Below are 21,626 nucleotides of genomic sequence, written 5' to 3'. Positions count from 1 at the left end.
AAAAATGTTCGGGTTTTTAAGTAAAATATTACACAAACAGCCTTTTTGATAAATAGAAGGCATTTTTCTGATGGCATGGAAGTGGGATAGTGTGAAATGACGAATCTAAAATAATGTATTCAGAATGACGGATTCCGATAACCCGAAAACCGGATAACAACTACAACCACTAAAACAATTATAACAAATAGTATCAAGTATTAAGTATCAAGTACCAAGATTCGAAGACAAGCGGGCAACATTGAAAACTCGAAAACAATTACAACAACTACAACCATAGACCCCATGCTCAAAAACTACTTTAAAATCGCTTGGAGAAACCTCGTAAGGAATAAATCCTTCAGTATAATCAATATCCTTGGCTTGGCGGTAAGTATGTCTATTTGTTTGCTGATTATCATGATCGTGATGGACCAGTATAGCTATGATTCCTACCATAGCAAAAAGGATAGAATCTACAGGGTGCATTCGACGGAGTACCAGACCAACCAAGGAGAAACAGCGAGCTCTGCTTTGCCTTTGGCTGAAAAACTTAAAAGGGAATACCCTATCATAGCTGAGGCTTCAGCCCTCAACAGTGAAATAGGGGGAGATGTCATCTATGAAGATAAGTTTGCATCAGGAGGAGGTTATTTTGCTGATGAGAACATTTTTAAAATACTTGATTTTTCTTTCAGGGAAGGAAATCCCGAAACAGCACTGAAAAAACCTTTTTCTCTGGTCATCACTTCAGAGTTGGCGGAGATATTATTTAAAAATGAATCAGCCCTTGGCAAAACAGTTGCTTTCCATGACAAAGATATCAGGGCCACCGATATCGAGGAAGGCAATATTGAAACTGATTTCGGCTACTTTACCATCACAGGTGTACTCAACCCCAATCCCGGCAAAACCCATCTACCCTTCAAACTTTTGGCCTCAATGAGTACAATGAAATCCTTACCGGAAGGATCGGTAATGGCTACAGATGAGCAGGATTGGAACAACGTTTGGACCAATTATACTTATGTGCTATTGGAGGAAGGAAAGAAAAAAAGCGACTTTCAGTCAATTCTTGATAAAGTTTCTGAGGAAATATATGGGGCAAAATTTGAAGACAAGCATTCTTTTAAAGCTGTTGCTTTGAGTGAAATTAACCCAATGGGGATAATTGGAAACACGACCCATGTTGGGATTCCAAAAGTAGTCCTGTTGATATTGGGCGTGCTTTGTATCATTGTAATGATTTCAGCCTGTCTGAACTATACCAATATGTCGGTAGCCAGAGCACTCACTAGGATCAGAGAAGTAGGTATCAGGAAGGTTTCAGGTGCAAGCAAGACACAGATTTTTGCGCAGTTTATTACTGAAGCTGTGGTTATCTCTCTTTGTTCATTGGTCTTGGCTTTCTTTCTGCTCCAATTGCTCCAAAAAGGTGTGGCAGGAATGACTTTTGACAAGTATCTCAAGATATCCTTTGATCAAAATCTACCAGCAATATTGATTTTTATAGGTTTCAGTATAGCTGTTGGGATTTTGGCAGGATTGCTTCCGGCTTCCTATGTGTCCAAACTGAATCCCATTAATTTATTCAACAAATTAAGTGGTGTCAGATTGTTCAAAAACTTGAGGATCAGAAATATCCTATTGGTAGTGCAGTTTTCCATTTCTCTGATTTTCATTATTTCAGTGGTGCTGATCAAGTCACAATCCATGCATATGTTGAATTTCGAATATGGATTTGAAAAGGATAACATTGTTACCGTTAAGCTTTATAACACTGAGAACTATTCAAGATTTGCCCAAGCTGTAGCTTCTACACCATCAGTCATCGAAGTAGGGGCGACATCGCTGTTGCCTGCCGGAGGTTGGAATTTTGGAAGTGATGTGGTGAACCCTGATTTTCCTATGGATAGTATTTCCACCAATTTTTTTGACATCAATTCCTCAGCAGTAGATGTTTTTGAATTAGAAATCCTGGCAGGGTCTAACCTTCCTGCTGAAGGAAGTCCCAATTTGGTTTTGATAAACGAAAAGGCGGTTGGTGAATTCAAATTCGGAAGTGCAGATGAGGCAGTCGGCAAGCAATTTACAATAAACAATAATGGTGAATACCAAAATTTGCAGGTAGCAGGAGTGGTCAGGGATTTTCAGTTTCTTCCTTCCATCAGAGAAATGCAAAGCTTGGTATTGCGAAACAGGGAAGACCAACTTGGCTTTGCTTTGGTCAAAATTTCAAACCAAAACCAAGCTGAGACACTTGCGGCATTGGAATCATCCTGGAAAGAAGTGAATCCAAATTCCAAGTTTTCTTATAAATTTCTGGACGAAGAGCTGTTATTCATACATCAGGTTTTGGGTGATGTATCCTCCGTAATCGGTTTGATTTCCTTTTTGGCAGTATTTGTTTCTTGTTTGGGTCTCTTGGGAATGGCGACCTATACCGCCCAAACGCGGATCAAGGAAATCGGAATAAGAAAAACCCTTGGGTCAAGTACCACTCAGATCATCTATTTGTTATCTAAGGCATTTTTGGTCTTATTGGGGATCGCTGTTTTGGTAGCAGTGCCATCAGCCTATTTCATCAATAATTTGTGGCTCAATTTCTTCGCCTCTAGGGTTAGTATCGGAGTAGTTCCGATCGGGATTGGAGTAGGAGCTGTTTTATTGATCAGTTTGGGGATAATCTTTTCCCAAGCTTATAGGGCGGCAACCATTAATCCCATTGAAAGCCTTAGAAATGATTAAAATCAAGGAGGATCAGGGTGACGCAACCTGACAACGAACTACACAACATTGACAACCTGACAACAATCATAACAAATACAACCACTACAACAATTTCTTCCATGCTCAAAAACTATTTCAAAATCGCCTGGCGCTCTCTTACACGAAGCAAATGGATCGGGGCCATCAATATCCTCGGTCTGACTATTGGGATTACTGCGGCATTGTTGCTATTTATCGTAGTGCAGCACGAACTGAGTTATGATAAGTTTCAAAGCAATTATGACAAAATCTACCGGGTTGTCTCCCACGATACATATGAAAACATTACCGAAAAAACACCCGGTGTTTCCAATCCTGTGCCGGATGCCTTGATGGCAGATAAGGGAAGGTTTGAAAAGGTGGTACCTGTGATTTCCCATTATGATGTTCAAGTCAATGTCCAATCGGATGATAAACCTTCAGAAATAAACAAATTTAGATCTGAGTCTCTGTTTTTCTCCACATCGGAATATGCAGACTTGTTTGACTTGGAGTTTTTGGCAGGAAGTGCAGGGGTCTTGAACCAACCGGAAATGGTTGTTTTGACGCGCGCAGAAGGAGACAGGTTTTTTGGATCTTGGCAAACTGCACAAGGGAAATCACTTCAGCTTACCAATGGCGTGAATTTGGAAGTAGGTGCGGTGGTAGCGGACATACCTGAAAACAGTAATTTTAATTTTGACATCTTGGTTTCTTATGAGACACTCAGATCGCATCAGGATGTATTTGGGTATGATCTTGGAGAATGGGGGAGTACCGGGAGTAATTTTCAGGCCTATGTTTTGGTGGATCCCAATGCAGATCTGACTTTGATTCAGAGTCAGTTGGATGATTTTTCTAAAAAGCACTTCGAAGGTAGGGGAACTTCAATAAGGACGCATCACCTGCAGCCGATGAGTGATATCCATTTTAATTCTGATCTGGAGCCGCTGACCGGAAGATTGGTCAGAAAATCAACGATACAGACTTTGATCATTGTAGGGGTTTTTATTCTGATTATGGCCTCGATCAACTTTGTCAATCTGAGCACGTCACAGGCCATCGGCAGAAGCAAAGAAATCGGCGTGCGCAAAGTGATGGGCAGCTCAAAATCCCAAATAGCTTTGCAATCCTTTGGAGAGACTTTTTTGACCATCGCGCTGGCTTCTGTTTTGTCATTTGGATTAGCCAATCTTTTATTGCCTTTTTTGGATAAAATCGCAGATGTCCCGGCTACAATCAGTTTCTTTCAGCAGCCAATTCTATTTTTTATGATGGCAATGATTTCTATCCTGACCTTGCTTGCAGGCTTTTATCCTGCCATGATCATTTCCAAATTTCAGCCTATCCGCGCATTGAAAAACAAGTTTCAAGGCGCAGAGATAGGAGGCGTTTCTATCAGAAGAGGTTTGGTGGTATTGCAGTTTGCCATTGCACAGATCCTGATGATCGGTACATTGATTGCAATCAGACAGATGAATCTGGTTCAAAATACTGACCTTGGCTTTAACAAGGATGCGGTTTACTTTATCGATGTACCTACTGATTCCAAATCAGATGTTCGGATTGAAGGATTCAAGCAGCAGTTACTGGGGATTCCCGGCGTGATAGGAGCGAGTATGGCTTCAGATGTACCCTCCTCGGACAACAACTCCGCTTCGAATTTTTATTTTGACAACAAGAGTAAGGACATTGTTTTTCCTGCTTTTCTCAAGTTTGCAGACGAGGACTATTTTGATTTGTATGAAATGGAATTTGTTGCGGGTCAGGGATATCCTATGAGTGATACCATCCGAAATGTGGTGATCAACGAGACCATGGCGAAGAAACTTTTGATTCCATCCCCGGAGGAAGCCATCGGCAAAAACATCCGACTAGGAGGTGGCGGAGATTGGGTTCCCATCACAGGTGTGGTAAAAGATTTCACGGTCAATTCACTTCGCGAAGAAATTAAGCAATTGCTGATTACGAGTAACAAACCGAACTACAGGCAAGTTGCGGTTCGCCTTGACAGATCTGCGCAAAAGGCAACACTGGAGGCGATTCAGGGAAAGTTTGAAGAAATATATCCGGAACAAATTTACAGCGGAAATTTTCTTGATGAATCTATTGCCGCGTTTTATGAAAGCGAGCAGAAACTGGCTTTGGTCTATAAAATATTTGCATTGCTTTCCATTTTGATTTCTTGTATCGGACTGTATGGCTTGGTGTCATTTATGGTGGGTCAAAAAGTAAAAGAAATTGGAATTCGAAAAGTCCTTGGCGCATCGGTAACACAGATTACTTTGATGCTTTCCAAGGAATTTATCTTAATGGTTTTGCTGGCATTTGTGATTGCCATTCCGCTAGCCTATTTCATGGTGCAGGAATGGTTGGCTTCCTTTGCCTACAAAACCCCGATGTCGGTCGGTTTATTCTTTTCAGTGATGTTGGTTTCCCTGCTGATCACCGCATTGACGGTAGGATCTAAAGCAATAAAAGCAGCCATTGCAAATCCGGTGGATAGTTTGACGGATGAATAAATAGACAAAAGATTTGAGACGTGAGATATGAGACGCAAAGAATCAAGAAGCAAGAAAAAAGACTTGGGGAAATGGGAATTAGGAATGATGAATTAATAATGAAAAATGAAGGATCCAGAAAATCCGACAACAATGGCCACCAACAGACCAAATCCACCAATTAGATCTGAGATTCTTCGCTACACTCAGAAAGACGGTTCTCGAAACCAGACAACCTGACAACGCAAAGCAGATAACAATTAAAACTATTACAACCACCATAACCACTACAACCACTTTAATTTTCTTCCTATGTTCAAAAACATCTTCAAAACCGCAATCAGGAGTTTTTGGAAAACCAAAACGATCTCCTTGATCAATGTACTAGGCCTTTCCCTTGGTATAGCGATCTGCATTATCATTTCCCTGTTTTTGTTTAATGAACTGAGTTACGACAAGCATCACACAAATGCGGAGCGGATTTACAGGGTAAAATCCGACATCATATTCGGCGGAAACAGTTTCAATATGATCCAATGCCCTGCACCCATGGCTGAGGCCATGCCACTTGAGATTCCTGAAGTGGAAGCAGCAGTTCACTTTAGGAGTCAGGGATCATTTTTGGTCAAAAGGGAAGAAGATAACATTAAGGAAAATGATGTTGTCTATGCCGGTAAGGACTTTTTCAAAGTTTTTACTGTACCCTTGGTGGAAGGCAATGTTGAAGGTGCTTTGGATGAACCCAATACAATGGCCATCAGCAAAAAAACCGCGGACAAATTCTTCCCTAATGAAAGTGCCGTTGGCAAAACCCTGATTTTGGACAATAAATCCAATTATAAAATCACAGCTGTTTATGAAGACATGCCGGTCAACAGCCATTTTCATTTTGATCTGATCTTGGCTGCAGCCGGATTGGAAGAAGCTCAATCCACTTTTTGGTTGAGCAATAATTTTCCCACTTACCTTTTACTCCATGAAGGTGCTGATCCAGCTGCTGTCGATGCCAAACTCAAGGAAATGATCCAAACCCATGTTGTCCCGGCTTTGGGACAGGTGATGGGAGAAAGTTTTAGCCTGACGGAGTTTGAATCAAGCGGAAACAAAATTGATTATTCGCTTCAGCCTTTGCTTGATATCCACCTTTACAGTAACCTTCAAGGTGAGTTTGAACCCAATTTCAACATCACCTACATCTACATGTTTGCTGCCATCGCGGTATTTATTCTGTTGATAGCCTGTATCAATTTCATGAACCTTTCCACTGCAAGGTCTTCAAGCCGCGCCAAAGAGGTGGGAGTGAGAAAAGCGCTTGGATCGGGTAAGAAAGATCTGATGTGGCAATTTTTGACCGAAACCTTTTTGATGAGTTTGTTCTCTTTTATTGTCGCGTTGGCGATAACTGTCTTTTTGCTTCCGTTTTTCAACGAGCTTTCAAACCGCTCATTGGAGATTCCTTATTCCGACATTTTGTTTTACGTTAGCTTACTAGGAGGTGCGTTTTTCGTGGGACTTTTGGCAGGAATTTATCCTTCCTTTTTCCTTGCAGCCTTTGAACCGATAAAAGTTTTGAAAGGCAATTTGTCCGGCAGAAAAGGAAGTGGGTCTGTTAGAAGCAGCCTGGTAGTATTTCAGTTTGCAATCTCTATTATCCTGATCATTGCCACAGTTTCAGTATTCAGTCAGCTTAATTATATTCAGAAAAAGGAGCTCGGCTTCAACAAAGACCAAGTGATCATGGTGGAGGACATCTATGCCCTTGGAGATCAGGCGCAGTCCTTCAAAGACGAAATCGTGCAAAGCAGTTTGGTGGATGTGGGGACATTCAGCGGTTTTCTGCCTGTTTCCGGTACTTGGAGATCAGACAATCCATGGTGGGGTGAAGGCAAAGATCCAAAGCAGCAGGAGAACTTGGTAAGTCTTCAGAACTGGTCTGTTGATTTTGACTATATCAAAACTTTGGGAATGAAAATCATAGAAGGGAGGGATTTTTCCGTGGAATTTCCTTCTGACTCCAATGCAGTGATACTAAATCAAACTGCCTTGAAGAACTTTAATCTGGAAGGAAATCCGATTGGACAGCGGATAGCCACTTTTTCCGGAAATCCTACAGATGGATTATCCAATATGGATTTGGAATACAAGACCATCGTGGGGATTGTCGAAAACTTCCACTTTGAATCCCTAAAGGAAAATATCAATGCCGTAATGATTTATCCCAGCAAAAGGCCTCAGGGATTTGCCTCTTTTAAGTTCAATGCCAAGGACAGTAAAGAAGTTATAGATCTGGTCGAATCAAAATGGAGGTCAATAGCACCGGGTCAACCCTTCAACTATTCATTCCTTGATGATAAGTTTGGCGATATGTACAAAGCTGAGTCCCGTATCGGAAATGTTTTCGCTTCCTTTACCGTCATAGCCATTTTTATAGCCTGTCTCGGTTTATTTGCCTTGACAGCCTATACTGCAGAGCAAAGAAGAAAAGAAATCGGTATCAGAAAAGCACTTGGGGCAAGTGTGGGAGGGATAGTTTTCTTGCTTTCTCAAGAGTTTACCAAACTGGTTTTGATTGCATTTGTCTTTGCTGCGCCTCTGGCTTGGTATGGCATGAGTCAGTGGCTGGAAGATTATCAATTCAGGATTGACTTAGGTTGGGAGATTTTTGTATTTTCTGCCTTGGGTGTTTTGTTGGTAGCGTGGGGAGTTATGGGAGTCCAATCTGTCCGTGCGGCAATGGCTAATCCGGTTGATTCTTTGAGAAGCGAGTGATTTGAGAAGCGAGGCTTTGAGAATTCATAATGATGAATTAATAATTAAGAATGACGGATCCCGAAAACCCGACAACAATGACAACTTGATAACGATTAGAACAATTACAACCAAATAAAACCCCCATGATCCACCGCCATTTGAGAACCACACTTCGCTTCCTATGGAGACAAAGACTGTTTACAGGGTTGAATATTCTAGGATTGGCGATTGGCATTGCTTCAAGCTGGATGATTTACAGGATCGTGGATTTTGAGTATAGTTATGATAAGGACCTTCCTCATAAGGAAAGGACATTTAGGCTCATAACTGGGGCGGTTTATGATGAAGGAGAATCCAGGTATGGAGGTGTGTCTGCACCAATCTATCAGGCTATCCGGGAGGAAGTTTCGGGTGTAGAGAAAGCTGTCCCTGTTTTTGGACAGTGGATAGGGAGCGTGGAAATTTCTCAGAAGGTAGGAAAACCAATACTCGTCGAAGATCAGGAGGGAATAGTGGCTGTCGATGAATCCTACTTTGAAATGGTTCCTTATACTTGGTTGGTGGGAAATTCCGCTTCAAGTTTTGAAAATCCCAATAATGTTGTTCTTACCGAAAACCGGGCAAGGGAATATTTTCCCCAATTGAAAATTGAAGAAATACTGGGAAAACCTTTGGTCTATAATGGGGAAATCCAAAAAACCATTTCTGGAATTGTCAAGGACTTGGAAGGTCCTACGGAATTTACCGCTCAGGAATTCATTTACCTCAAGCCGGAAGTTTACGCTCTTGGCGATTGGACCAATACGAATGGATCGGATAAACTCTATCTCAGGTTTTTTGAAGATTCCAATCCGGTGACGGTTTTGGAACAGATCAACGAACTATCAGCTTCCAAATGGGATGAGTTTAACAAAAACCGGGACCAAAATCTCTCTGTAAAAAAATGGTATGAATTGCTTCCAATTTCAGAATCCCACTTTTCGACCCATATCAATGACTATAATGTAAGAAAAGCAAGCAAGCCTGTGATTTATGGACTCATTGGCATCGGCGGATTTCTTTTGCTCTTGGCCTGCATCAATTACATCAACCTCAGCACTGTGCAATTACCTCAAAGGAGTAAGGAAATAGGTGTCAGAAAGACGTTGGGAGGAGGAAGGGTTCAGCTGATCTCCCAGATATTAGGGGAGACATTGATCACCGTTTTGCTTTCAATTATCCTGGCTTTTTTCCTTTCAAATTTCGCCTTCAATCTTTTGGGAGATATCATTCCTCAAGGCACTTTGGAGTATTCAAACCATATCGGAGCGGCTGTTTTCTTGGTTTTGCTTGTCTTGTTGGCAACCATGTTGTCAGGAATTTATCCTGCTTGGCTCATCGCAAAGGTCAGGCCTATCAATATCATGCGTGGTCCAACTATAGTCAATACCGGATCAGGAAAGTTGACTTTGAGAAAAAGCCTAATAGTATTTCAGTTTACCATAGCTCAAGTGTTCATCATTGGTGCTTTGGTTGTAGGACAACAGTTAAAATATGTGCTGCAAAAAGACCTGGGATTCAATAAAGAAGCGATAGTCCTTGTGGACATTCCCATCAAAATACTGTGGGACTCAGCCTTGCAGGTCAAATCATTTCCTTTGCAGGAGGAATTAAAAAATATCGATGGTGTTCAAAAAGTCTCCCTAGGTAGTGAACCGCTTACTCCTGAATACAATTCGGGTCCATTTGCCTATATGGATGAAAACAGCGGTGTTTCCACAGAAAGACAACTCAATATCAAATGGGTTGATACCAATTACCTCGATGTATATGATATGGAGTTGGTTGCCGGAAGGAATATTGAATCTTCAGAAGCTGCAAACGAATATCTGATCAATGAGACAGCGGCTGAAGCTTTTGGATTTGCAAGCCCTCAAGATGCCATCGGGAAATTTATCAATAGAAGGGAAGAGGAATCATTTCCTATTGTTGGTGTGGTCAAAGATTTCCATATCAAGGATTTTTATACAGGAATTGAACCCTTGGTGATGATTCACGAAAAGTCAAATCTTGGCACATTCAATATCAAACTTAACTCTATTGATCCCGCCCAATGGCAAAAAAGTCTGGCGGAAATCGAGGAGAAATGGTACAGCTTCTATCCCCCTGAGACCTTTTCATATAAGTTTTACGGCGAAGCCTTGGATGCCATTTATGTCCAGGAGCGGAATCTTTCCAAGCTTATCAACCTGACCACAGCTATTGCAATTGTGATCAGCTGCCTAGGATTGTTTGGACTGGCCTCGCTCACTGCCTTCCAAAGGACAAAAGAAATCGGAATCCGAAAAATATTGGGAGCAAATGTCGCGGGAATAGTCGCCATGCTTTCCAAGGACTTTGTCAAACTGGTAATTATCGCCATCCTGATTGCTTCTCCATTTGCTTGGTGGGCAGTGGATAAATGGTTGGAAGATTTTGCTTATAAGGTAACTGTCAATTGGTGGATCTTCGGATTTGCAGGATTGCTTGCTGCGGGGATAGCGATGTTGACCGTCGGCTTCCAATCCATTAAAGTTGCGATCCGGAATCCGGTGGACAGTTTAAGAAACGAGTGATTTTAGAGGCGAGAAGCGAGACATGAGACACGAGACAGATTCGCGAAAAGGAGAAGAAATCGTTATTGAACAAAGTATTATATACCAAGTACCAAGCCTCTTGAAAAGAAGCAAGATGCGAGAAGCGATAAGCGAGATTTACAGAAATGATGAATTTTGAATGAATAATTAAGAATTTCGGATTCAGAATGAAAAATGAAATAAACATCGGTCGTCACTCTGAACGCAGTGAAGAGTCTCAGAAAAATGAGATTCTTCACCTCCTCAGGCTCCGGTTCAGAATGACGGATTCCGACAACCAGACAACTTGACAACCCGACAACCATTATAACAATTACAACCACTATAACCATTAGAACAATAACAACCACTAAATCCCCTTCCCTTATGTTTCGAAACTACTTGATCATCGCCTGGAGAAATCTAAAGAGAAATAAACTCAGGACGGCAACCCATATTTTGGGATTGTCAATCGGGATTTCTATCTGTTTTTTGATTTTCAACATCGTTTGGTACTCAAACAGTTTTGACAAATTCCATCCTGATACCGAACAGATATTCAGGGTAGGGATGATTACTGATTTTGGTGACGGGGAATTCCCGAATTCCGGAACTCCCGGTCCATTGGGAGAAGTGATCGACAAGGAATTGACCGGCATAGCGCAGAAGGGGAGGCTTTATACCCTTTGGGAGACCTTGGTGTTTTTGCCTGAGGGACAAAAAGTGATGGGAAGGACCAATAACGTGACTTTTGCAGATGCAGGGTTTTTCCGGATTTTTCCAAGAAAATGGCTCGCCGGAAGTCCTGAAAATTCCCTTGCAAATCCTTACACAGCCGTCATCAGCCATGCTTCCATGCAAAAGTATTTTCCTGGACAGGAACCTTCTCAGGTTTTGGGCAAGGAGATTTTTTACTATGACTCGGATACGATCAATGCTCAGATTACCGGTGTTGTGGCTGACTTTGAAGAAAATACGGATTTCCTTTTCACGGATTTCATTTCTTATTCTACAATCAGAAGTATGGATAAAGAAAATTGGTTTGGACTTGACTCTTGGGGCAATGTCAACTCCAGTTCACAACTCTTTATCAAAAAAGAAACCCTGAAGACTGATTCAGACCTACTTGCCGGATTGACAAAAATATCTGAAAAGAACCTCAACCAAGAAGGGGGAAACTCTAGGTTTACGCTGCAGCCCTTGGCAGAAATACATTTTGACCAATCTGATGGGGGGTCCCAAACAGTATCCAAGGTTTTCTTAAATGGCCTGATATTTATCGGCCTGATCATTTTGTCATTGGCCTGTCTGAATTTTATCAACCTCGAAACAGCACAAGCCATCGGCAGGGCTAAGGAAGTGGGTATCAGAAAAACCCTTGGTGGAGGCAAATCCCAGTTGGTTTTACAGTTTTTGTCAGAAACGTATCTGATGATATTCTTTGCATGTCTTTTGAGTTTGGCAATGGCAGAAGCTTTGGTGATGGTATTCAGAAATTACCTTCCTTCAGGATTGGAAGTGAATTACCTCAAGCTGGAAAATATAGGTTTTCTGACCCTTATCTCTTTTGTTTTGACCCTATTGGCAGGGATTTATCCCTCACTTATTTTGGCCAATTATGATCCGCAACGTGCCCTCAAAGGGGAGAAGGAGCAAAACGGAAAGTTTTCCATCGGGGTTTTTCTGAGAAAAAACCTCACAGTATTACAGTTTGCCAGCTCCATTGCCTTTATCATCTTGGTTTCGGTGATCTCGTTTCAGATGAAATATGTATCCAGCCAACCTTTGGGTTTTGACCGGGATGCGGTGGTATACACACAGTTGCCTTTTATGGCTGGCATAGATAAGGCTGAAAGATTAAGGGAAAGGGTATCTCAGTTTAGTTTTGTGAAAAGTGCAAGTTTGAGCGGAGATTTGGTTTCCTCGGACGGGCTTTGGACTTCGGATATCTATGTCCCACAGGATACTTCTGAAACCCGCTATTACATTCAGGTCAAGAATATCGATTCGGCATTTGTGTCAGTGAATGGTTTGAAGATCTTGGCAGGAAAAAGCAGTTCCAACCAAACTGATGAAATCATGGTTAACGAAGCCTTTACCAAAGAAATCGGCGTCAACAATCCGGATGAAGTGGTAGGGAAATTGGTGAGGTTTGGTGCCAACCAGAGGAAAATCACTGGAGTGGTCAATGATTTTAATTCACGGACTTTGCGAGAAGAAATCCGTCCGATGGTGCTTACTTATGTACCTGAAGGTTTTAATGTACTGAATGTCAAATTAGAAAGCGGTTATAACCTAGCCCTCGCCAAAGCAGAAATGGAGGGAATCTTCAAAGAGATATATCCCTACGACGCCTCAGAATTCAAGTTTTTAGATGAAGCGATTGCTAAGTTTTATGAAGAGGATTTGAAGATCAGAAATGTGCTGGGAATGGCCTGCATCCTTGCAGTCATAATATCAGCTTTGGGATTGTTTGGACTTTCTTCTTATACCATTGCGCAGCGAACAAAAGAAATCAGTATCCGGAAAGTATTGGGTGCGTCGATTGCACAGATCCTCGGATTGATCTCCAAGGAATATGTCGTGCTGATTTTGGTTTCTTTTGTATTGGCGGTTTATCCTGCGTATTACTTCTTGAGCGAATGGCTGAACAATTTCAGCTACAAGGTGGAAATGCCCTACTTTATTTACCTGCTTTCTGGTCTTGGCGTGCTTTTACTCTGCCTTTTGATTGTGGGAATCCATTCCTACTCAGCAGCACAGACCAATCCGGCAAAGATTCTGAAAGATGAATGAGTTTAGAAGCAAGAGACGAGAAGCGAGAAACGAGACTGAATTCTCGAAAGGAAGAGGGGCTTTTGAAAGTACAAAGTATTAAGTACCAAGAGCCCCAAGGACGCAGACAACTGCCAAAAGGTTCAAGATGTAGGTCCGAGGGAATTCAGAATTATGAATGATGAATAAAAAATAACTTAGTATTCGTCACTCTGAGTGAAGCGAAGAGTCTCAATTTAAAGAGATTCTTCACCTTTGCAGGCTGCAGTTCAGAATGACGGATTCCGCAACCTGACAACGCGAAGCAGACAATTATTACACCTGTCCGCCGTGGCGGAACAACTACAACCATTACAACAACTAGAACAACTACAACCTTACAGCTTTCCAACCTTTAAATTTTAAAATTTTCCAATCTTTCAATTTTCCAATCTTCAAATTCCATGTGGACATACTACCTTAAAATAGCTTGGCGTAACCTGAGAAAAAACAAACTTTTCTCTTTTCTCAATATTTCCGGTCTTTCTATTGGGATGGCTGTATGTATTATGATCATGCTTTTTGTTAGTTATGAGCGGGATTTTGATGGATTCCAAACCAAGAATACTTACCGACTCAATGAAGTTCAAAAGTGGGAGGGTATGGTTTCTCCCCAAAAGGTAGCACTGACCATGTACCCAATGGGGCCAACTCTCTTAGAGGAAATGCCTGAAGTTATAAACTTTACCCGGCTAACCCAAGGTGGGGAAATGGTACTAAGAAACGGAGAAAAAGAAACTTCTCTCAAAAGTATCTTATGGGCAGATTCTTCATTTTTTGACCTATTTGATTTTCGGATGTTGGAAGGCGATCCAAATTCTGCCCTGAAGGAACCAAATAGCATGGTGCTGACAGCTTCTTCTGCCAAACTGATTTTCGGTGATGAACCGGCTATGGGTAAGACTGTATTCAGTTCCGCCCAGGACAGTAGTTATTATAGGATTACCGGTGTGATGGAGGATATCCCTGCCAATTCACATTTGCAATTTGAAGGATTGACTTCTTTTAGCACCTACTTTAGTCCTCAGGCGATGGGTGATTGGGAAGCCAATTGGTATACGACTTACCTCAAATTGGCAGATGGTGCAAACATTTCAAATCTCGAATCCAAATTTCCGGAATATCTTGTGTCCCATTTAGGGGAGGAAAGGGCGAAAGAGTTTGAGCTTTTCCTACAACCAATTCAAGAAATCCATGCAAATTCATCAGAGATTACGCATGATTATTTTAATTACAGAAAATTTGATGGAGCATATACTCAGGTGTTTTTTTACATCGCATTGATTGTACTTTTTATTGCCGGGATCAATTTTGTAAACCTCTCTTCCGCAAAGTCCATAGGAAGGTCCATGGAAATCGGGGTGAGGAAAACTTCAGGGGCTTCCAAACCACAATTGTTTATCCAATTTATCGGTGAATCCATTTTCATCAGCATGATTGCTTTGTTTTTTGCGATTGGGATTGTTTTGCTTGCTTTGCCATATCTCAATCAATTCAGCCAAAGACAATTGGATTTCCCATTGTTTAGTAATCCTATTCTTTTGCTCAATCTCATTTTGGGGGCTGTTGTGGTAGGCGTGCTTTCAGGGACTTATCCGGCCTTTTATCTTTCTAATTTCCGCCCGGCAAAAGTGTTGAAAGGATCACCTGAAGTTGGAAATAAGAAATCAGAATTCAGAAATGCACTAGTCGTTGTCCAGTTTGCGGGTGCGGTATTCCTGATTATCACGACACTTTTTGCGACACAACAGATCAGATTTATGCAGGAAAAGGACCTCGGTTTTTCCCATGAACAGGTGCTGACCATTCCCTTGAATCAGCGTTTCTTTTCGAGGTATGAATCCATGAAGCAAGAACTCCTTTCAAATCCAGCCATAGAAAAGGTAACCGGATCGGGTCAACGGCTTGGTAATAATCTCCATCAGACAGGAATTGTATTCCGGGGAGATGGACCTGAAAGAATCCTTTCCACTTCCCATATAGTGGTTGATCCGGATTATCTTGATGTGTATCAAATCGACTTGATCGCAGGCAGGGATTTTGACCAGAACATAAGTTCTGACAACGGCAATGCATTTATCATCAATGAATCACTCGCCAAAGAATTGCTCAAAAGTGAAGGCAATACCCGACCGATTGAGTCTTTGATCGGGCAATCCATCGGCTTGGCTTGGATGGATTCTGTGGGACAGATTGTGGGTATTTCCAAGGATTTCAACTTCAATTCCCTTCACCATAAGATTGAGTCCTTGGCCATTTTCAACAAAAAAGATTGGGGCTATTCTGAGGTCTCTGTCAAAATCAAAGGCGATGCAGCTCCTGCAGCAATCGCACATATCGAGTCGGTGTGGAACACAATGATACCGGAAGAGGAATTTCAATATAAGTTTTTGGATGACCACTTTAATGAAATGTACCGTTCCGATCAGACTTTGAATACCATTGTGGGCATGCTGACCTTGCTTTCGATCCTAATATCCTGTTTGGGATTGTTTGGGTTGGTATCATTTACCACCGAACAGCGGGTCAAAGAAATCGGAATCCGTAAAGTCCTTGGTGCATCTGTTGGTGGCGTGGTGGTGATGCTATCCAAGGATTTTATGAAATTGATATTGGCAGCTATACTGATTGCGATCCCGATTTCATGGTATGTGGTTGACAGCTGGATTCAGGACTTTGCTTACCGGATAGCAATCGAATGGTGGGTATTTCTCCTTGCAGGAATGATCGCAATTGTGATTGCATTGGCAACAGTCAGTTCACATGCTTTCAAAGCCGCTATGATGAATCCTGTGGATAGCCTTAAGAGTGAGTAATTTGTGAGGCGAGAGGCAAGAGACGAGAGGCAAGAGACGAGAAGCGAGAGACGAGACTTGGGGAATTCTGAATTCTGAATGAAATAAATGCATGTCGTCACTCTGAGTGAAGCGAAGAGTCTCAATTTAGAGAGATTCTTCACCTCCGCAGGCTGCGGTTCAGAATGACGGATTCCACATCCTGACAACACGTAACAGAAAACCATTACAACCAATAGAACAATTACAACAACTAAAACAATTAGATCTGTAACAGTCAAAAAACACAAATATTTTTTACCATTGCAATCACTGATGGTAGATCTGAATTTTGAACCCCGATATTTTTCAATTTGGGTTATTTTAGGTCTTCCTCTTCCTATTTGCTTTTCTATTGGGAAAATAAATCCATGCGTTGGGACAAAAAAAGCAGCTTTTCGTCCCGACCTACATTTTTTTGTATATAATAATCAATATAATTGATATAAAGTATTCGTTGGAAGTAATTAATCTGTAAAAACATCAGCTTAATCCCATTCTGCATATCAAAATTCACCCAATCCTATCTTTTGTTTTTTTAAAATCTGTCCTAAACCTTGAGCGAACTCATGAATAGATTTCTTAAACAACTTGAAACACCTTAAAAATTAGCTTTCTAATTTAATTAAACCAATATGAATAGAATTATACCCAATGAATCTTCTGAATGGCAGAAGTATCCTGTTTCCTCGAATAAATGGAAGCATATTTCCACCTCTTTCTGGAGTTTATCCTTTTTGGCATTCTTCCTGACGATGACGCCGTTACTGGCCCAAACCCCCAAGTTTTATGGCCTTACTTCCCGGGGAGGAAAAGATGGGACAGGCGCCATTATCGAATACGATATCAACAGCCAAACCTTGACAGATCCTGCTCCGACGGGATTTACGAACTTCTCGCCGGGAAAGCCTCTGTTCAATGATTTGACCGAATTCAACGGCAAACTGTATGGATTGACTTATTCTGGAGGAGTCTATTTTTATGGTGTTTTGTTTGAATTTAATCCAGTAAATGGGGTTTACACAAAAAAGCATGACTTTAAAGGTGAAAGCCTTCCAATTGGTGGACTTACAGAACTCAACGGAAAATTGTATGGAACTACATCAGGTGGCATAAACAATGCCGGAGTCATTTTTGAGTTTGATCCGCTCACTGATGTATACTCGGAAAAGCATGTGTTCTCCACAGCCGATAGTCCGAATGGGGTAAGCCCTTCAGGAAGCTTGGTGAACTTAGGAGGTACACTTTTCGGAATGACCACTTTAGGAGGAGTAAATGGTTTGGGTGTGATCTTTTCATTTGACCCTACGACTGATGAATTCTCTAAATTGCACGATTTTGACGGAACTGATGGAGCTAATCCGAGAGGTGGATTGACAGTCTATGATGGTAAGCTTTACGGAACCACAAATAAAGGAGGGAGAGACGATAATGGGATTATTTTTGTCTACAGCAATGGCGTGTTTACTAACCTGAAAAGTTTTTTTATAACTGCTCAGAGCAGTGACGCATTGGGTGGAAGTTTGACGCTATATGGAGATAAGCTCTATGGGACAACTCCAAAGGGGGGAATTGCTGACAGTGGATTCATTTTTTGGTATGACCCCCTCAGCAACACGATTGAACGTGCCGATGTATTTGTTGGGGTAAAGGACGGAAGCACACCCTTTGGCAGCTTGACCGTTTTCAACGATAAGCTTTACGGGATGACCTCAAGTGGTGGGGCTGGCAATGTCGGGGTTCTTTTTGAATTCGACCCTTTAACCAAAAGTAACACCATAAAAAGGGATTTTGAAAAAGAAAGTGGCAGTATCCCACTAGGTAGTTTAGAGGTCTTTGATGGCAAACTATTTGGTATGACTTCCGCGGGAGGGGACAATGATTCAGGTGTGATTTTTGAGTACACACCTGCTACTGAATTATATACGCGACGGATTGATTTCGAAAGAACCAATGGCAGTTATCCTTCCGGAAGTTTGACTTTGTACAAGGATATTTTGTATGGAATGGCACCGGCAGGAGGTAAAGGTAAAGTGGGCGTTATTTTTTCCTACGATCCCGTAAGTCAGAATTATACGCCACTCTATACTTTTGATGGGATCAGTGGTTCAAAACCCTCTGGGGACTTGACTGTCTACGATGAGAAACTCTACGGGATGACTCCCTTTGGAGGAGTTAATGACCAAGGGGTTATTTTTATGTACGATCCAGTAGGCTCTTCTTTTACAAAATTGGCTGACTTTGATCAATCAAGTGCAAGTGGGGGATTTCCTAATGGGAGTTTGACGGTACTGAATGGCAAGTTTTATGGGCTAACAAATAAGGGAGGGAATAATGATAAGGGAGTGGTATTTGAGTTTGATCCAGTCACCGGCCTTTTTACTAACGGGGTATCATTTGATGGTTTAAATGGTGAGGGTCCCAATGGAAGTCTTGTTGAGTACAATGGCATCCTCTTTGGAATGACATCTTCAGGTGGTGCCAATCAGGGCGGCGTGCTTTTTGAGTATGATCCTTTATCAGCAACCATTGTGAAAAAGTTGGATTTTGATCCTGCAAATGGTATGATTCCTTTTGGAAGCCTAACTGAATATAACGACAAACTTTATGGGTTGACCTCAGGTTTTGGTGATTTCAATAATGGTGTTTTGTTTGAATATGATCCTGCTACGGATACATTTAGCAGAAAACATAGCTTTAGTTTTTCGAGTGGTGGATTTCCTTACGGCACCCTGACCGTATTCAACGGAAAGCTCTATGGCATGACACAAGCCGGAGGTATAAATGAATACGGTGTTGTGTTCGAATATGATCCCGTCAATGAAGTCTTTACCAAGAATGCAGATTTTAATTTGACAAATGGGGCATCGCCTTTATACGGTCAACTCACCTTGTTTACTTTTCCTCCAGCTGACTTGGGATTGTCCGTAACCAAAGTTGATGAATCTTGCCCAGGTCGTAATGGAAGTATTGACCTTACCATAAGCGGGGCTAGCGGAACGCCCGTCATCTCCTGGACAGGACCGGATACTTTTACTGCTGACGTAGAAGATTTGAATAACCTAGCCGCAGGTATATATAAGGTAGTGGTCACGGATGATGCAGGTGCTACCGGAAGCCTTGAGGTAGAAATCCTATTGACGCCTGATACGGAAGATCCCATTATTTCCTGTCCTGACGATATCAACGAGACGGTTGCCTTCGGAGAAACAGGAAAAACGATCAGCTATAGCGATCCGTCTTTCAGCGATAACTGTACAGGAGCAGGGATTGAATTGAAATCAGGATTTGCAAGCGGAGCAACTTTTCCTGTAGGGGAGACTATAGTTACTTACCTAGCAACAGATGCAGCAGGCAATACCGCCGAATGTAGCTTTAAAGTGACAATCATGGAAGATGCTGATGCGGTAGACCCAATAATCAACAACTGTCCGACAGACATCACCGTGTCCAACGATCCGGGTGACTGCAGTGCGGCAGTCAGTTGGACTGCACCGACTGCGAACGACAACAGCGGTTCTGTAGACTTAGTCAGCAACTTTGAGCCGGGTGCGGTATTCCCTGTGGGGACTACAAAAGTTACCTACACCGCTACCGATGCAGCAGGCAATCAGGTGACCTGTAGTTTTGATGTAACTGTAGCAGATGATGAATTGCCGGTGATTGGATCAGTATCTGATATCGATGTAAGCGTTCCGTCAGGTCAGACAGTCACCAGTGTGTCGGTTCCCGAGCCTTCGGTATCTGACAACTGTTCTGCCACGGTCACAGGATTAAGAAGTGACGGTAAAGATCTTGGAGAGCCATTTGGGTTAGGAGAGACTACTATTACATGGTCAGCGGAGGATCCTTCCGGAAATGATGCTGTGGAAGTGATCCAGAAAGTGACTGTCACTCAAAGTGAGCCTCCTTTGTCCATTACAGGCTTTACTTTGATCAATGCCGGGACGGATGCAGATATTTTGACAGTTATAGACGGGCTCCAGATCAGCCTGAATCAGGTTCAGGGCTTAAGTCTGAACATAAGGGCAAATACCAATCCATCAGTGGTGGGGAGTGTTTACCTCACAATCTCGGGACCTGTAAACCGTACTTCAACAGAAAATGTAGCACCATATGCGCTCTTTGGTGACAATAACGGCAATTACTCAGGAAGGACGCTGCCTGCAGGGACCTATACCCTGACGGCAAGGGCTTATTCGGCTTCCAACAGAGGCGGCACAGCCGGAATCCTATCTTCCATCCAATTCTCCATCGTAGCACCTTTAGTTGCTGTGACAGGGATAACAGTAAGTCCATCGACAGCCACCATCAATGAAGGCAGTGCATTTCAGCTGACAGCAACAGTATTGCCGTCTAATGCGACGGACAAGGCAGTGAACTGGAGCAGTTCCGACGAATCGGTTGCTACGGTAAACGAAAACGGATTGGTGACAGGGCATGGTACAGGGCAGGCGTTCATCACCGCGACTACAGTCAACGGAGGGCTCATGGCCTCTTCGACGATCACCGTACAGGCTGTTCCAAACTTTGACATCGAATCATTTACCCTTGTAAATGCAGGAACGGATTTGGATATTATGACTGTTACAAATGGTCTTCAGATCAGCCAAAGTGAAGTTCAGGGACTGAGTCTGAACATCAGGGCAAATACAAATCCATCAGTAGTGGGAAGTGTGTACTTGAAGCTATCAGGTCCGGTAAACCGTACAACAACTGAGAATGATGCCCCATATGCCCTGTTTGGGGATAAAAATGGCAATTATTCAGGAAAGACACTGTCTCCGGGAAACTATACGCTGACAGCAAGGGCATATTCCGAGAGCAAGAGAAGAGGTACGGCGGGACCTGAAAAGACCATTACTTTCTCTATAGTCAACAATTCATTAAGGATAACAAATGAAACTGACCCCGCTGCAGATGAATCCATGGAGAAGGAAAGACCAGGCATGGAAATCCTGAGCGGATATTCCCTGAAGGCATTCCCTAATCCGGTAAAGGATGGCAGGGTAAGTATAATGGACAGCAGGTTTAAGGAAGGAAAAGTGAAGTACATCCTGTACAGCATCAACGGTGCGAAACTGACAGAAGGGGAAGCAGAAATCGGAGAAAGCAAAACCATCCGATTGGATTTCTCAGGAAACGTCAACCAGGCAGGAATGTATATCCTGATCCTTGAAAGCGATGTTTATCTGGCTCCTGTACGTGTACAACTGATCTTTGAGTGATGTTGAATGCCGGTTATCACCGGTAAACTGAGAATACAAATTGAATAAAAACCCGGGTAAATCTGACCATTGATATAAGGTTGGGCTTCCCCGGGTTTATGTTTTTGGGGAAGGCGGCTTTGTAAAAAACCAGATATTAATGATAGCGCTTATCAGGAAACCAAGAAGATCCAAAAG

General features: G+C 42.2%; 7 protein-coding genes. All 7 read left to right on the top strand.

What is annotated here, in order from left to right; translation table 11 throughout:
• Positions 1-285 precede the first annotated feature (285 nt).
• The 7 genes from NU887_RS09805 (at position 286) to NU887_RS09775 (ending at position 21,449) form a co-directional block, all read left to right on the top strand.
• The gene (locus tag NU887_RS09805; RefSeq protein WP_258423185.1) at positions 286-2,727 is read left to right on the top strand and encodes an ABC transporter permease; all 2,442 of its coding nucleotides are present in this window, start codon (positions 286-288) and stop codon (positions 2,725-2,727) included.
• A gap of 101 nt (positions 2,728-2,828) precedes the next feature.
• Entirely contained in the window at positions 2,829-5,249 is a 2,421-nt protein-coding gene (locus NU887_RS09800) for an ABC transporter permease (RefSeq protein WP_258423184.1), read from the top strand.
• 291 nt (positions 5,250-5,540) lie between these two features.
• A complete protein-coding gene (locus tag NU887_RS09795) occupies positions 5,541-7,997 on the top strand; it encodes an ABC transporter permease (protein WP_258423183.1) in 2,457 nt (818 codons plus the stop codon).
• 125 nt (positions 7,998-8,122) lie between these two features.
• Positions 8,123-10,573: an ABC transporter permease gene (locus NU887_RS09790; RefSeq protein ID WP_258423182.1), complete on the top strand. Its 2,451-nt coding sequence runs from the start codon at positions 8,123-8,125 to the stop codon at positions 10,571-10,573.
• A 387-nt stretch (positions 10,574-10,960) separates the two neighbouring features.
• A complete protein-coding gene (locus NU887_RS09785) occupies positions 10,961-13,369 on the top strand; it encodes an FtsX-like permease family protein (protein ID WP_258423181.1) in 2,409 nt (802 codons plus the stop codon).
• Positions 13,370-13,791: 422 nt separating this feature from the next.
• On the top strand, positions 13,792-16,203 hold the full coding sequence (locus NU887_RS09780) for an ABC transporter permease (protein WP_258423180.1): 2,412 nt from the start codon (positions 13,792-13,794) through the stop codon (positions 16,201-16,203).
• 653 nt (positions 16,204-16,856) lie between these two features.
• Positions 16,857-21,449 carry a choice-of-anchor tandem repeat GloVer-containing protein gene (locus NU887_RS09775; protein ID WP_258423179.1) on the top strand — a complete coding sequence of 1,531 codons (4,593 nt, stop codon included), beginning with the start codon at positions 16,857-16,859 and terminating at the stop codon, positions 21,447-21,449.
• The last annotated feature ends 177 nt before the right edge of the window (positions 21,450-21,626 follow it).

The sequence above is a fragment of the Aquiflexum gelatinilyticum genome, assembly GCF_024741135.1.
GTDB classification, from domain to species: Bacteria; Bacteroidota; Bacteroidia; order Cytophagales; family Cyclobacteriaceae; genus Cognataquiflexum; species Cognataquiflexum gelatinilyticum.
Note: the sequence above shows the minus strand (reverse complement) of the source record. Positions and strands in the feature narration are given on the sequence as shown.